Source organism: Trebonia sp. (assembly GCF_030042015.1).
In the GTDB taxonomy this organism is placed as follows: Bacteria; Actinomycetota; Actinomycetes; order Streptosporangiales; family Streptosporangiaceae; genus Trebonia.
Genome location: NZ_JASIAL010000331.1, coordinates 1 through 15,117, shown reverse-complemented (window position 1 = coordinate 15,117; position 15,117 = coordinate 1). Strand labels below are relative to the sequence as shown.

The 15,117-nt window shown below is 70.9% G+C and carries 12 protein-coding genes; 4 read left to right on the top strand and 8 right to left on the bottom strand.

What is annotated here, in order from left to right; translation table 11 throughout:
- Positions 1–6: 6 nt before the first annotated feature.
- Positions 7–1,209: a cytochrome P450 gene (locus Q1N79_RS17810; protein WP_300610275.1), complete on the bottom strand. Its 1,203-nt coding sequence runs from the start codon at positions 1,207–1,209 to the stop codon at positions 7–9.
- Positions 1,210–1,351: 142 nt separating this feature from the next.
- Here Q1N79_RS17810 and Q1N79_RS17805 point away from each other — a divergent pair, with 142 nt between their 5' ends.
- Genes Q1N79_RS17805 through Q1N79_RS17790 form a run of 4 tightly spaced genes read left to right on the top strand, consistent with a single transcriptional unit; the run spans position 1,352 to position 5,788 of the window.
- Positions 1,352–2,485 (top strand): acyl-CoA dehydrogenase family protein, encoded by a 1,134-nt coding sequence (locus Q1N79_RS17805; RefSeq protein ID WP_300610272.1) that lies wholly within the window; start codon positions 1,352–1,354, stop codon positions 2,483–2,485.
- The gene (locus tag Q1N79_RS17800; RefSeq protein WP_300610269.1) at positions 2,485–3,807 is read left to right on the top strand and encodes an acyl-CoA dehydrogenase family protein; all 1,323 of its coding nucleotides are present in this window, start codon (positions 2,485–2,487) and stop codon (positions 3,805–3,807) included. Before Q1N79_RS17805 ends, Q1N79_RS17800 begins: the two co-directional genes overlap by 1 nt.
- Entirely contained in the window at positions 3,804–4,787 is a 984-nt protein-coding gene (locus Q1N79_RS17795) for an SDR family NAD(P)-dependent oxidoreductase (RefSeq protein ID WP_300610267.1), read from the top strand. Before Q1N79_RS17800 ends, Q1N79_RS17795 begins: the two co-directional genes overlap by 4 nt.
- A complete protein-coding gene (locus Q1N79_RS17790) occupies positions 4,784–5,788 on the top strand; it encodes an amidohydrolase (RefSeq protein ID WP_300610264.1) in 1,005 nt (334 codons plus the stop codon). Before Q1N79_RS17795 ends, Q1N79_RS17790 begins: the two co-directional genes overlap by 4 nt.
- Before the next feature lie 138 nt (positions 5,789–5,926).
- Here the strand turns inward: Q1N79_RS17790 and Q1N79_RS17785 are convergent, their stop codons facing one another.
- The 7 genes from Q1N79_RS17785 to Q1N79_RS17755 form a co-directional block, all read right to left on the bottom strand.
- On the bottom strand, positions 5,927–6,673 hold the full coding sequence (locus tag Q1N79_RS17785) for an SDR family NAD(P)-dependent oxidoreductase (RefSeq protein ID WP_300610261.1): 747 nt from the start codon (positions 6,671–6,673) through the stop codon (positions 5,927–5,929).
- A gap of 352 nt (positions 6,674–7,025) precedes the next feature.
- Positions 7,026–8,078 carry a 2-oxoglutarate and iron-dependent oxygenase domain-containing protein gene (locus Q1N79_RS17780; RefSeq protein WP_300610258.1) on the bottom strand — a complete coding sequence of 351 codons (1,053 nt, stop codon included), beginning with the start codon at positions 8,076–8,078 and terminating at the stop codon, positions 7,026–7,028.
- A 36-nt stretch (positions 8,079–8,114) separates the two neighbouring features.
- Positions 8,115–9,242 (bottom strand): tellurite resistance/C4-dicarboxylate transporter family protein, encoded by a 1,128-nt coding sequence (locus tag Q1N79_RS17775; protein ID WP_300610255.1) that lies wholly within the window; start codon positions 9,240–9,242, stop codon positions 8,115–8,117.
- 31 nt (positions 9,243–9,273) lie between these two features.
- The gene (narI, locus tag Q1N79_RS17770; protein ID WP_300610252.1) at positions 9,274–10,026 is read right to left on the bottom strand and encodes a respiratory nitrate reductase subunit gamma; all 753 of its coding nucleotides are present in this window, start codon (positions 10,024–10,026) and stop codon (positions 9,274–9,276) included.
- The gene (gene narJ / locus Q1N79_RS17765; RefSeq protein ID WP_300610250.1) at positions 10,023–10,646 is read right to left on the bottom strand and encodes a nitrate reductase molybdenum cofactor assembly chaperone; all 624 of its coding nucleotides are present in this window, start codon (positions 10,644–10,646) and stop codon (positions 10,023–10,025) included. The genes narI and narJ overlap by 4 nt, the downstream gene beginning before the upstream one ends.
- Positions 10,643–12,175, bottom strand: a complete 1,533-nt coding sequence (narH, locus tag Q1N79_RS17760) for a nitrate reductase subunit beta (RefSeq protein ID WP_300610247.1) — start codon at positions 12,173–12,175, stop codon at positions 10,643–10,645. The genes narJ and narH overlap by 4 nt, the downstream gene beginning before the upstream one ends.
- A gap of 9 nt (positions 12,176–12,184) precedes the next feature.
- On the bottom strand, positions 12,185–15,117 hold a 2,933-nt coding region (locus tag Q1N79_RS17755; protein WP_300610244.1), incomplete at its 5' end, for a nitrate reductase subunit alpha.

Sequence of the window (15,117 nt, the reverse complement as noted above, 5' to 3'; positions counted from 1 at the left end):
GTTTGGTCAGCCCCTATCGGCCGAAGTTTGCGGCACCGCCCAGACCAGCGGGAGCGACTCGATGCTGAGCACGCCGGCCTTGAACGACAGCCGGGCGCCCGGCGCGATCGCGTAGTCGGGGATGCGCTCATGCCATTTGGTGAGTGCGGTCGCCAGCTCCGGCCGGGCCAGGTGGATGCCCAGGCAGCGATGCGCGGCCAGCCCGAAGGCCATGTGCGGGTTGACCGGGCGGTCGAGCCGTGCCCGCCCGGCGTCGGCGAATGCGTCAGGATCGCGATCGGCGCACGCGGTCGACACGACGACGCGATCGCCCGCCCGCATCGCGGCACCGTGGAAGTCGGTGTTCTTCGTGACCCGCCGGCGCGGATCGGTGATCGAGTACATCCGCAGGAACTCCTCGACCGCTCTCTCGGCCAGCGCCGGGTCCGCCAGCAGGGCCGCCCGCAGCTCCGGTTGCAGCGCCAGGTGCCGCAGCGACCAGGTGATGAGCGACGGAACGGTGTCCAGGCCGCCCAGGAATACCGTCGACGCCAGGTTGACCGCGTCGTCCATCGATATCGGGTCGTCTCCCGTCGTCGCCGTCGCGATCGCGGTGAGGAGGTCGCCGCCCGGATCGGACAGCTTGGCCTGCAGGTGGCGCGCCACGATCTCGCGGATGCGCGCCCACGCCGCCGGCTGCTCCTTGCGGTCGTGGTGCCACTTGTGCGTCCAGAAGATGAACTCCGGCCGGCCGTCCTCCGGCATTCCGAATAGCTCGAGGAAGATCGCGAGCGGGAACACCTGGGCGAACTCCGCCACGACGTCGCAGTGCCCGGCCGCGGCGAACCGGTCAAGGATCGCCTCGCATGTCCGTTCCATGTGCGGCCTGAGCGGCTCGATCACCGTAGGCGACATGCGCGGGATCAAGATCTTCCGGTACCGCTGCACCGTCGGCGGATCGGCGAAGCTCGGCAGCAGCGGCTGGTCGAGTACCACCCATGGGACGGCGGCGTCGATGGCGGAGAATGTCGCGGGGTCTTGCTGCACCTCGCGGGCGTCCTGGAACCGGGTGACAACCCAGTAGCCGCCGCCGGCGTCCGCGCCGTCCTCGAACCAGAACGGGGGTCGGCTGCCGATCTGCTCGATCAGCGAGAACGGATCGGTGTCGCTGGAACCGCTCGACGGCAGGTACGTCCCCGCCGGCTGCCGCACCGCAGTGTCTGCTTCCATCATCGGGCGCCTCTCGCTCGCTTCCCGGTTCCATCATGGTCAAAAAATTACTCGACGTCTATATCAATAACGGTTATGGTGGTCGTGAGCCGAGAGCCCTCGCCGATGGCCGATGTGTTAACGCCTGCAGGAAGGGATCCGCGTGGACTGGCAGCTGACCGCGGAGCAACGCCTGGCCCGGGAGACCTGTCGGCGTGTGCTCGAACAGCACTGCCCGCTGTCGCGAGTGCGGGAGCTCATCGGCGACCCGGTGGGCTATGACCAGGAGACCTGGACACGGGGCGGTGCCCTGGGCTGGTACGGCATGGCCGTGCCGGCCGAGTACGGCGGCGCGAGCGTTTCGGCCGAACCGCTGGTCGACCTCACGATCGTGGCGGAGGAACTTGGCCGCATGGTGCACCCCGGCCCGTTTGCGTCCACGAACCTCGTCGCGGCTGCCCTCGCGCGGTGCGGGTCGGCGGACCTGCGGCAGCGCTACCTGCCCGCCCTCGTGACAGGAGATGTGATCGGGACCTGGGCCGGGGCGCCTGGGGCGCCTGGGGCGCCAGGGACCGCGAGCATCACCGCGTCGGCGGCGCCGAACGGCTATGTTCTCCACGGGATCAGCCGGTACGTGGTGGACGCGCCGGCCGTCGGCGTCCTGCTGGTGACCGCGTCGCTGTCCGGCCGCCCGGTCCAGTTCCTGCTGCCGGCGCCTGCCCCCGGAGTGCGGATCGAGCCGCTTGAGTGCCTTGACCTGGCACGACGTACCGCCACCGTCAGCTTCGACGGTGCCGTCGCGGACGCGGCCGCGGCGATGTGCACCGACCACGACGGCCGCGGCTGCGTGGAGCGCCAGCTGCAGCTGGCGCTCGTCCTGCAGTGCGCGGAGACGGTCGGCGTTGCCGATCGCGGGCTCGAGCTGACCGTCGCCTACACCAGGGACCGGGTCGCGTTCGGTCGCCCGATCGGCTCCTACCAGGCGCTGAAACACCGCATGGCCGCGCACCGGATTCGCCTCGAAGGCGCGTTCGCCGTCACCGCGTACGCCGCCAGGGCCGTCCAGCACGAACAGCCAGACGCGGCGGTGGCCGTGCGCGCGGCCAAGGCCTTCGTCGGCAAGTGGGCCACAACCATCTTGCACGACTGCGTCCAGCTGACCGGCGGCCTGGGGATGACCTGGGACTACGACCTTCACCTGTATTTCCGCCGGGCGATCAGCAATGAGCAGCTGTTCGGCAGTCCTGACGAGCATTGCCGCTCGCTGGTGGACCTCGTCGCGGGATGGGCGGCGTGATGGCAGCGGAGAGCCTCGGCGCGTACCGCGAACGCGTCCGCGCGTGGCTGTCCGGACACGTGCCCCGCCGGGCGCCGCACGAGCCGTACCTTGAGTGGCATCCGGCCGCCGTCGCCCGCGACCGCGCGATCCAGCGGACGTTGTGGGCCGGGCGCGTCACCGGGCCATCGGTGCCGGTCGAGTACGGCGGCCTGGGCCTCACCGCGGAGCACGAGGACGTGCTGCGGGAGGAGGCCGCGACGTACCGGATGCCCGAGGTGTTCGGCAACGCGTTCAACATCGTGATCCCGACGCTGCTCACCCACGCCAGTGCGCGGCTCAAACGCGAGCACATCCCGCGCATTCTCAACGGCGATCACATCTGGTGCCAGCTGCTGTCCGAGCCGAGTGGCGGGTCAGACCTCGCCGGGCTGCTGACCCGCGCCGAACGCGATGGCGACAGCTGGCGAATCCACGGCGCCAAGATCTGGACGACCGGCGGAAACTACTCCGACTACGGTATCTGCCTGGCCCGCACGGACCCGACCGTGCCCAAGCACGCAGGCCTCACCATGTTCGTCGTGCCGATGGCGTCCCCCGGCATCGACATCCGCCCGCTCACGCTGACCGACGGCACGCAGTACTTCTGCCAGGAGTTCCTCGACGACGTCGTGGTACCGCGGGAGCAGGTCGTCGGCGGCGTGAACGACGGCTGGCGGGTCGCGCGGACGGTCATGAAGAACGAGCGAACGGCCATCGGCCGCGGCTGGCACCTCGGCAGCCATCAGGGCGGCACCGACGGCGGGCTTGCGGTCGATCGCGGCCTCCTGAACCTCGCAGCCGCCCGTGGCATCGAGGGCGATTCGCACGTCCGCACTCTGATCGGGGAAAGCTGGACGCTGTCGATCGTGCAAGCCCTCCTTGTCAGACGGGTGACCGCGGCAATGCGGGCCGCCGCGATGCCACCGACCGCGGCCGCGCTGCTTAAGGGCATGAGCGGGCTCGCCGACATTCGCCGCGGCGAGATCGGCACGCAGGTGGCCGGCCCCCGGGCCGTGGCCTGGACGCCAGCGGAGGGGCACGTCTGGGGCATGAACCGGCTGTGGAGTCACGGGATCGGCGGCGGCACTACCGAGATGCAGCTGAACGCGGTAGCCGAGCGGGTGCTCGGGTTGCCGAAGGAACCCCGCGACGACCGCGACGTCCCGTTCAATCAGCTGCGGCAGAACACCGTCCCGCGCCCGTTCGGACCCGCGGCCGGCACCGGCACTGACATCGGCGCCGGCACCGGCACCGGGCCCACGTCGGCGAGCGGCGCCCGGGCGGCGGCGGTGCGGCCATGACCGAGCTGCGCTTCGACGGCCGCGTCGTCGTGGTCACCGGCGGCGGCCGGGGCATGGGCTATTCCCATTGCCGGGAGTTCGCCGCGCGCGGCGCCCAGGTCGTGGTAAGCGACAACGGCGCCGGGATCGCCGGGGAGGGGCATGACGCGACCGTCGCCGAAGAGGTGGCGGCCGAGATCCGCCGCGACAACGGCCGGGCGGTGGCCTACACCGCCGATCTGGCCACCGAGGACGGCGCGCGCGGCGCCGTGCGGTGCGCGATCGAGAACTTCGGCCGGGTTGACGCCCTGGTTCACAACGCCGGGCTGTCACTGGGCGGGGTGCCCTTTGACCACGAGCGGCGCGAGCACTTGCAGAAACTGCTCGACATCAACATCTTCGCCGGCTGGGCGATGCTGGACGAGGCTTGGCCGGTGCTGCGGGCGCAGCACTACGGGCGCGTGGTGCTGGTCGGTTCGACCTCGATGTACGGGATCTCGCGCAACGCCTTCTACAGCGCCGCCAAGGCGGCGTACGTCGCGATGGCGCATTGCCTTGCCGAGGAAGCGCTCGAACACGGCATCCGGATCAACGTGCTCCTGCCCAGCAGTGCCAGCCGGCTGGCGGAAGCGATGCCAGAGTCGGAGTTCAAGCGGTGGATCCTGACCAGCCTGCGTCCAGATCAGACCTCGGCCGTGGCGCTGTACCTCGCCCACGAGCAGTGCGCGGTCACCGGCCAGTCCCTGACCGCCGCCGGCGGCCGGGTGGCTCTGTCGGTGTTCGCCGAGACTTCCGGCTATGTCAGCCCAGGCCTGACGGCCGAAGACGTCCGGGACCACATCGACAGGATCACGTCCACGACTGGGCTCACCGCCTTCGCCACGTACGCTGAGTCGGTCGCCGTGCTCATGCGCGACCTCGGCTTCACCCCGTCCGAACAGGTCGGCGACGTGGCCGCGCGCACCCTCGGCAGGCCAGGCAGCCAGGCCGGGCGATCATGACCGCGGTCGAGTTCGAGGACGTGCTTGAGCCCGGGCTTGAGATCATCGACGCCCACCACCACCTGTGGGGACCCGGTGTTCCGTGGGAGCCCTCGACCTATCTGCTCGACGACTTCGCCGCCGACCTCGAGACTGGCCACCGGGTCACCGCGACGGTTTACGTCGAATGCCATTCGCGGTACCGCCCGGACGGCCCGGCCGAGTTGCGGCCAGTAGGCGAGACCGAGTTCGCCGTCGCCGTGGCGGCCGCGGCGGCCGCGCGCGGCATCGCGACGCGGATCGCCGCTGGTATCGTCGCGCACGCCGACCTCACCGTCGGCGACGCCATCGACGCTGTACTCGACGCCCATGAAGAAGCCGGGAAGGGACGGCTGCGCGGCATCCGGCACATGGTTGCTCCACCGCTGCACAAACCGGCAGAAGATCCGGGTTTGCTGCGCGATCCGGGCTTCCGGCGCGGCCTGGCCCGGCTGGCCGCACACGGGCTTTCCTTCGAGGTGTACGCGCTGCAGACGCAGCTGGGCGATGTCGTCGCTGCCGCCCAGGCGGTGCCGGAGTTGACGTTCGTGATCGACCATCTCGGGGGGATCTTCGGGCTCGGCGAGTTGGCTGGGCGGCACAACGAGCTGTGGCCCCGCTGGCGGGCCGACATCGTCGCGCTTTCGCGGCTCCAGAACACGTACCTGAAGCTCAGTGGCCTCGGCACGGAATACGCCGGCTTCGGCTGGCACGAGCGCAGAACGCCCCCGTCGTCGGCACAGATCGCCGACGAGACCAGGAAATACTACGCGCACGCCATCGAGTGCTTCGGCGTACGGCGTTGCCTATTCGCGAGCAACTTTCCGCCGGACCGGCTCGCTGGTTCCTATCGCACGTTGTGGAACGTATTCAAGCGCATCGCCGACGGCTGCTCCCGTGACGAGAAAGCGGCGCTGTTCCACGGCACGGCAGCGGCACTCTACCGCCTGAGCTCGGCTGACACCGCCTGGGCGACGGCGTGACACGGCCGGATCGCGCAGTCGGCCGTCGAAGTCCAGGGCCGTGACCGCGGCGGCCGCGTGCTGCCGCGGGACGAGGTCGGCGAGACCGATCTAGCCGGTCGAGATCGCGAACTGCCGCGGGCACGAGTCGGCGGCCGGTCAGGTCATGTACGCCCCGCCGTTGAGGTGCACGGTCTGGCCGGTGATCCAGGAGGCCCGGTCCGAGGCCAGGAACGCGACCAGGTTGCCGACGTCCTCGGGCGTGCCCAGGCGGCGCATCGGGATCGCCCCGGCCGCCGCCGGGTCGGCCGGGGCGCCCCGAAGGAACGACATCGTGCCGAGGGCCACCGCGTTGACGGTAACCCCGAACGGCCCGCTTTCCAGGGCCACATGCCGCAGGAACCCTTCAAGGCCGCTCTTGGCCGCGCCGTAGACCGACAAACCGTTGTGACTGCCGGTGCGAGAGGCGTAGGACGATATCGCGATAATCCGTCCCCATTCGCGGTCGCACATGCCTCCGAGTACGGCATGCGTTCCGTACATCGCGGCATAGAGGTTGAGATCGATCCAGGCCGGCCACTGGTCCGGATCGGAGTCGAGGAACTTGACGCCCTCCACGTTCACAGGCATCCCGGCGGCGTGCACGTAGACGTCGACCGGCCCGAGAGCCTCGACGGCGGTATCGACCATCCGCCGCACGGACTCACGATCGGTTACGTCGCCGGGCGCCGCGGCCGTCGGCCCGCCGACGGCCCGCAGCTCGACAGCCACCGTCCTGGCCGAGTCCGGGTCGAGGTCATTGACGGCAACGGCCGCCCCGGCCGCCGCGAGCGCGGTCGCGACGCCGCGGCCGATCGTGCGGCCCGCACCCGTGACCAGGGCAACCCGTCCGGTCAGCTCATTCACGCCGGGTGCTCCTCTCGGGCGACGGGGGAACTGATCGGCCAGGTCGCGGTGGCGGCGGTAGTCAGGGAAAGGCGCGACAGCCGACGCTGCCATGGTATGCCTGCATGGCAGCGATGAGCGGCAGCGGTGCATCGTGCAGGCAGTGTGCAGACGCGCGAGGACGACCCTGACCGTGGGGGAACGAGCCGTCCAAGCCAGGTACGGTCCTTCATCTATCCCGAACGAACCGTGCGGTCTCCCGCGCCCACGACGGCTCTGCTTCGCCTGCTGCGCAAGCATCGAGGCCAGCCATGATCGGTAACCCGCTGGGCACTCGCCGTCCCGAGGCAATCTACGCAATCGCTTGCTCAAGCTATCCCAGGACGTCGCGGCGAAGCTGGGGGAAGACCTTGGAAACCTTGCCCAGGAGGTAGTCGCCGTAGGTGCCGGTGAAGGCCCGCAGGTCCTGGCCGTCCCAGCGCCGCCGGCCGTCGTCCGCGGCGGCGGCCCGGTCAGGCAGCGGCGGCACCTCGGCGGCGAAGCCCGGGTCAAGGAAGAACGGGAAGGAGAGCCGGCCGTGGCCGCTGAGGTTGCGGACCCGGTGCGGCGTCGACCGGTACCAGCCGCCGGTCAGCCGGTCGAGCATGTCGCCGATGTTGCAGACCAGCGTGCCGGGGATGGGCGGGGCATCGATCCAGCCCTCGGGCACGGCGACCTGCAGGCCGCCGCTGTCATCTTGGGCGAGCAGGGTCACCAGCCCGTAGTCGGTGTGCTCGCCCACTCCCCAGTCCCGGGTCCGCGGCGGTGACGGCGGGTAGTGGAAGATCCGGAACAAGATCGTGGGGTCCGCGGTGTACCCGGTGGCGAAGTACCCGCCATCCAGGCCAAGGCTCAGCGCCACCCCGGTCAGCACGGCCTGGCCCAGGCTGGTCAGCGCGTCCAGGTAGGCAAGCACCAGCGGGCGCAGCCGGGGGACCTGCCGCGGGAACAGGTTGCGGCCGTGCAGCGGGACCCCGGCCAGCACCCGCGGGTCATAATCGGGCAGCTCGGCGCCGAAGTACAGGCCCTCCTTCAGGTCCGGCCGCCCGGAGGTGAGCTCGCCGCCGACCGGGAAGTATCCCCGCCAGGCCCGCCCGCCGCGCTCCATGGAAATCTCCAGCTTGTCCGCCAGCGGCAGCGCGAAGAACTCGGCGCTCGCGCTGGCCAGGTCCGCCACCAGCCCGGCTGGCACGCCATGGCCGGTCACGTAGAAAAAGCCGCGCTGGCGGCAGGCCGCCTGGATCTGCCCGGCCACGTCAGCGCGCGCCGCGCCCGGCCCGCGACCCAGCAGCGGGCGCACATCGATGACCGGCAGCACGGCCGGGCCACCCGAACCAGGCACGAGCCCATCCTGCCCGATGCCCGCGGCCGCCGCGACCACCGGCACGGGGGGGAAGTGCCCGCCCTGGTGGTCGGCGCCAGGTCAGGGCAGTTCCTGCCCCGTGGCGATGCCGCCGGTTGCGGCGGAAGAAGGCGCCGGCGGCCCGGATGAGGGCTGCCCGGAAGGGCGGGCGAGCCGGGCGAGGAACGCCGCGGCGACCAGTGCCCAGGCGGCGACCGAGACCCAGAGCATGAACCGGGCAAGGGGTTCCATGAACGCCAGGCGGGCTGCCTTGCCGAAGGTGAACGTCGCGACGCTGTACATGCCGAGGGGGAAGACCACGCTCCACAGGGTGGGCTCGTAGGTGAGCGGCCAGTGCCGCCGGATGTGCCGCCAGAACCCGACGATGATCAGCAGCGGGACCCACCATGTGCCGAACGCCCACAGGGTGAACGTGAACCCCTCGGCGAACGCGGCGGTCGTCCGCACGACCGGAATGCGGGCGGGCAGGCCGAGGTCCCTGGCGCCCCCCAGTACCGAGATCGCGGTGGCGCCCATCAGGATCCAGTAGGGCGGCCCGGCCGTGGCCGGCGTCATCGGGACCGTCAGCCAGCGCAGCATGATCAGCGTCACGACGACCAGGTAGAGCATGAGCCCGACGCTCCACAGTCCGACAGCGACGGGGGCGAGCAGCGCGGACTGCGATGGCCAGGCCGGGACCAGGATCGCCGCCGTCAGGCCCAGGGACTGGGTGGCGACGATCCACAGCAGCCAGGTTCCGTTGACGCCGCCGAGCACCGAATCCCGTGTCCGGGCAAGCAGCAGGCTGGCCGGCACTCCGTAGGTCAGCATCAGCCACACGGCGGCGCCGATCCCGGCCAGGACGGCGGTCACCACGGGGTGACCGGCGAACGCGAACCGGACCCCGAGCACGTCCAGGCCGGCGGTGATCGTGAAGAAGCCGAACACCCGGTTCGGCTCCCTGACATCGGCGGCGACCTGAGCACGGAAGAACGTCAGCCGTGCGGCCAGCGCCGCGCCAAGCACGACCAGCCCGGCGCACGCGGCGGCCAGGAAGGCCAGGGACAGCCACGACGGCCCGAGCAGGAGCGTCCCGGTAGAGATGATCCCGGTGGCCATGACGAACGCGAAGTAGCCGGGGTTCAGGTCCCGGACGGCGGCTGCCGCGCGGCCCGCGGGTCGCGCCTGGTTGGCGGCATCGGTGCTCACGACGGCGATCGCTCCGGGAATTGCGCGCGGTCTAGTAGCGGACGCCGATCTTGCGCCAGCGGCGGCCGCTGGTGCCTGGCTCGGCCGGATGGGTCGCGACGCGGCCGCGGTAGACGATGTAGGGGCGCCACAGGTACCACAGCGGGGCGCTCCAGGCGTGCACCAGCCGGCTGAACGGCCAGACCGCCCAGATCAGCCACGCGGACGCCGCGTGTACCTGGTAGACGACGGGCGCGCTGGCGATCGAGGTGACGTCGGGGGAGCCGCTGAACAGGCCGCGGAACCAGGGGGCGACGGTGGCGCGGTAGTCGTAGCCGTGGCCGAGCAGGTTGACGAACACGGTGGGGATGACCCCGGTGACGATGATGACAAGCAGCAGGATCAGCGCCACGTAGTCGACCGGGCTCGTGGTCGCCCGCACCCGCGGGACCAGCAGCCGCCGTCCGGCCAGGACCACCACCCCGCCAATGATCAGCACCGCGGCCAGCGTCCCGGCGGCGGCGGAAAACCACCGGTAGGCCGTCTCGGGTATCCCGATCGCATGGGTCCAGCGTTCCGGGACCAGGATGCCGATGACGTGGCCCGCGATGGCGGCGAACGTGCCGTAGTGGAAGGCCGGGGAGCCCCATTTGAGCAGCCGCCGTTCCTGGAGCTGGGTGGACCTGCTGGTCCAGCCGAACTGGTCGTACCGCCACCGCCAGACGTGGCCGACGACGAAGATGCCGAGCGCCAGGTACGGCAGCGCGACCCACACGAAGATCCGCCACGCGCTGGCACCGCTCATTGGGCGTTCCCCAGGTACTCCGGCGGCGCGAACGGCTCAAGGCCCACCTCTTCGGCCGGCGGCCCCGACTCCCAGAAGCGCCGCACCAGGGCCTGGTCTGGCCGGCGCAGCGCGGGGAGCTGGGCGCAGACCGCGCCGACGACGTGGGCGTAGGGGGACGGGACCTCCCGCAGCGCCCGCAGCAGGAGCTCCAGGTCGGCGCGGTGGGCGCGGAGCAGCTTCTCGCCGCGCGGGTGCAGCGCCGCGAACTCCAGGACCAGCGGCAGGTAATCGGGCAGCTCCCCGCCCGCCTCCCCGTCCCCCTGCACCGGCTGCAACCCGGCGCCGCGGTAGGCGGCCTTGAAGGCCAGCATGGCCATGCCGCGCTTGCGGGTGTCGCCGTACCGGTAGTAGGTGAGATACAGGGCGCAGCGGCGGCGCAGGTCGAAGGTCTCCACGTAGTGCCGTCCGACGGTCTCCGGCGGGGTGCGGCTCAGCCATTCAAGGAATAGTCCGAACGGTGCCCGGCTGGCTCTGGGCGCCCCGCTGGCTGCCTCCGCCAGCTGACCGAGCCCGTCGAACAGCGCCATCGTCGGGTACTGCAGCAGCACCGAGGCCAGCTTGTACCCGCCGGCGGTCATGACTGCCCCCGCGGGGACAGGCCGAGGTGGCGGCGCCCGTCGCGGTCGCGGAATTCCTGGGCGGCAGCGGGATGGAAGGAGTCCGGGCCGCCGGGCTGGGCGCAGAACAGCTGCTCGTGCTGGGCCATCAGCCGCCCGGCATCCTCGGCGTGGGCGGGCGGGATGACGTACCGCTCGTCGTACTTGGCGATGGCCAGCAGCCGGTACAGGTCGGCGAGGTCCGCCTCGGTCGCGCCCACCGATGCCGCCAGCCCGTCAGGCACCGCGAGCCCGAGCTGTCCGGCGCGCATCAGCGTGCGGACGGCGGCCAGGGTGCGCAGCACCCGGCGGACCGGGCCGGGGTCTCCGGCGGTGAACAGGTTGGCCAGGTACTCGGCGGGGACGCGCAGCGCCTCGATGGCCGCGAAGACCTGATCGGGGTCGTCGGCGTCGTATCCGGCCGCGGTCACCGTGTCGGCGACCGGGGACAGCGGCGGGATGTACCAGACCATCGGCAGCGTCCGGTACTCCGGGTGCAGCGGCAGCGCCACCCGGTGCCTGGCGATCAGCGCGTAAGCAGGCGAGCGGCGCGCGGCGTCCAGCCAGTCGGCCGGGACGCCCTGCCGGGCGGCCGCGGCCCGCACGTCCGGGTCGTCCGGGTCAAGGAACACCGACAGCTGGGCGTGGTAGAGGTCCCGCGGGTCCGCCGTGGCCGCGGCGCGCAGGACCTTGTCGGCGTCGTAGAGCACCAGGCCCAGGTAGCGCAGCCGCCCGACGCAGGTCTCCGCGCAGATCGTGGGCTGGCCGGCCTCGATGCGGGGGAAGCACAGCGTGCATTTCTCGGCCTTGCCGGTGCGGTGGTTGAAGTACACCTTCTTGTACGGGCAGCCCGATACGCAGAACCGCCAGCCGCGGCAGCGGTCCTGGTCGACCAGCACGATGCCGTCCTCCTCCCGCTTGTACATCGCGCCGGAGGGGCAGGAGGCGACGCAGGACGGGTTCAGGCAGTGCTCGCAGATGCGCGGCAGGTAGAACATGAAGACCTGCTCGAACGCCAGCCGCACCCGGTCGCCGAGCCCGGCCAGGTCCGGGTCGGCCGCCGCGCCCGCGGGACCGCCGGCCAGGTCGTCCTCCCAGTTGCTGCCCCACCGCACCCGCATGTCCCGCCCGGTGAGCGCGGAGATCGAGTGCGCGCTCGGGGTCAGCGTGCCGGCCGGGGCGTCGATCAGCGTCTGGTAGTCGTAGGTCCACGGGTCGCCGTAGTCGTCGATCGACGGCAGGTTGGGGTTGTAGAAGATCGACAGCAGCCGCCGCAGCCGGCCGCCCGCCTTGAGCTGCAGCCGGCCCTTGCGGTCCAGCGCCCACCCGCCCTTCCACTGGCCCTGATCTTCATAGCGGCGGGGGTAACCCGTGCCTGGCTTGGTCTCCACGTTGTTGAAGTACACGTATTCGGTGCCGGGCCGGTTGGTCCAGGTCTGCTTGCAGGTGACCGAGCAGGTGTGGCAGCCGATGCACTTGTCGAGGTTCATCACCATCGCGATCTGGGCCATGACTTTCACCTAGAACTCCACCTCCTGCGAGCGCTTCCTGATCACCGCGATCTCGTCGCGCTGGTTGCCGGTGGGGCCGTAGTAGTTGAACGCGAACGAAAGCTGGCCGTACCCGCCGATCAGGTGGGTGGGCTTGATCACCAGCCGGGTCAGCGAGTTGTCCGAGCCGCCGTGCCAGCCCGATATCTCGGACTTCGGTGTCATCAGGTGCCGGTCCTTGGCGTGGTACATGTACACGGTGCCCTTCGGCATCCGGTGGCTGACCACGGCCCGGCAGGCGACCACCCCGTTGCGGTTCCATGCCTCGATCCAGTCGTTGTCTGCCACGCCGATCGCCGCCGCGTCGGCGGGGCTGAGCCAGATCACGGGGCCGCCGCGGAACAGCCGGAGCATGTGCAGGTTGTCGGCGTATTCGGAGTGAATCGACCACTTCGAGTGCGGGGTCAGGTAGCGGACGGTCACCTCGGGCCTGCCGCTCTCGGCCAGGCCCTGCTCCCCGAAGTGACGGCGGTAATCCAGCGGCGGCCGGTACCCGGGCAGCGCCTCGCCGTACTCGGCGACCCAGTCGTGGTCGAGGAAGAAGTGCATCCGCCCGGTGAGCGTGTGCCACGGTTTCTTCCGCTCCACGTTGACCGTGAACGGTGAGTACCGGCGGCCGCCGGTCTCGGACCCGGACCACTCGGGGGAGGTGATGACCGCCCGGGGCTGCACCTGGGTGTCGGCGAACGTGATCCGGTCCCCGGCTCGTTCGGCGGCCAGGTCGGCGAGCCGCACCCCGGTCCGTCTCTCCAGCTCCTGCCAGGCCTGGAAGGCGTTCTCGCCGTTGGTGGTGCCGGACAGCGCCAGGATCGCCTCGGCCAGGTGCACGTCGCGGGCCAGCGCCGGGCGGCCGTCGGCGACGCCGCCTCGCACGGTTCCGTTGGCGTGCCGCAGGTAGTCCACGGCGCGCGCCGGAACCCAGGTGACGCCCTTGACCGAGCAGCCCAGGGTGTCTGTCAGCGGGCCGAGCGCGGCCATCTTCGCCGCGGTCGCGGGATAATCCCGCTCGATGGTGATCAGCCGGGGCATGGTCACGCCGGGGATGAGCGAACCCGGCTCCGGCGTCACGCCGCCGGGCTGGGCCAGCTCGTCCGGCGTGTCGTGCATCAGCGGCACGGCGACCACGTCGGTGCGCGTCCCCAGGTGCGCCGCGGCCAGCCGGGAGAAGTCGGCGGCGATCGCGGTGAACGCGTCGAAGTCGGTGCGGGTCTGCCAGGGCGGGGCGATGGCCGGGTTGAACGAGTGCACGAACGGGTGCATGTCCGTGGTCGAGATGTCGTGCTTCTCATACCAGGTAGCGGCCGGCAGCACCACGTCGGCGAACGTGCAGGTGCTGGTCATCCGGAAGTCGATGGCCGTCAGCAGGTCCAGCTTGCCGCGCGGCTCTTCCTCGCGCCAGGCGACCTCGGCCGGGCGCAGGCTCGGCGGAGACTCCGCAGCGCGCACGGCGTCGTGGGTGCCGAGCAGGTGCCGCATGAAGTACTCCATGCCCTTACCGGACGAGCCGAGGAGGTTGGCCCGCCACACCGTCAGCACCCGCGGCCAGTTCACCGGGTCGTCCGGGTCCTGGGCAGCAAACCGCAAGCGGCCTGCGGCTAGTTCGCCGGTCACGTGTGCCGGGACGGGCACCCCGGCCCGGCTGGCCTCGTCGCACAGGTCCAGCGGGTTACGGTTGAACGCAGGGTGGGACGGCGTCCAGCCAAGCCGGGACGCCTGCGCGATGCAGTCGGCGAACGTGCGGCCGTCGAACAGGCCGCGGCCCAGCGGGCTGGCCAGTTCGGCGGGCCCGAAGGCCTCGTAGCGCCACTGCCCGCTGTGCAGGTAGAAGAACGAGGTACCGGTCATGTGCCGGGGCGGGCGCTGCCAGTCGAGCGCGAACGCCACCTGCTGCCAGCCGGCCAGCGGACGGACCTTCTCCTGGCCGACGTAGTGCGCCCAGCCGCCGCCGTTCACGCCCTGGCAGCCGCACAGCATGATCAGCGTGAAGAATGTCCGGTAGATCTCGTCAGAGTGGTACCAGTGGTTGGTGCCCGCCCCCATCGCGATCATCGATCGGCCGTGCGACAGTTCGGCGTTGCGAGCGAATTCGCGGGCAATCCGGGCTGCCGTGGCCGCCGGCACGCTGGTGATCGGTTCCTGCCACGCCGGAGTGCCTGGCGTCGTGGCGTCGTCATAGCCGGCCGGCCACTCGCCGGGCAGGCCCTGCCGGCGCACCGCGTACTGCGCCATGAGCACGTCGAACACGGTTGTCACCAGGCGGCCGCCGACCCGGATCGCCGGCACGCCGCGGCGGACCGAGGTGCCGCCCTCGGTCTCGCCGATGTCAAACCGCGGCAGGTCCACCGGCACGGCCTCGGTGTGCCGGCCGTGCAGCGTCAGCACCGGGTCGACGCCAGCCAGGTCAAGGTTCCACCGGCCCAGGCCCGAGTCCGTGAACCGGTATCCCAGCGAGCCGTTCGGCGCTACTGGCTGCCCGGTCGCCGAGTCGAGCAGCACGGTCTTGTGCGCGGCTCCCTCAGCGGTGTCGCCGAGGTCGGCGGCAGTCAGGAACCTGTCCGGCACGTAGCCGTCGCCGTTCTCGCGCAGCGTTATCAGGAACGGTGCGTCGGTGTAGGTCTTGACGTACTCGGTGAAATAGGGCACCTGCCGGTCGCTGAAGAACTCGGTGAGGACCACGTGGCCCATGGCCATCGCCAGCGCGCCGTCGGAGCCGGGCGCGGCCGGCAGCCACTCGTCCGCGAACTTGGTGTGGTCGGAGTAGTCGGGCGAGACCACGACCACCTTCTGGCCGCGGTACCGGGCCTCGGTCATGAAGTGCGCATCCGGCGTGCGGGTGATCGGCAGATTCGTGCCCCAGATGATCAGGTAGGAGGAGTTCCACCAGTCACCGGATTCGGGCACAT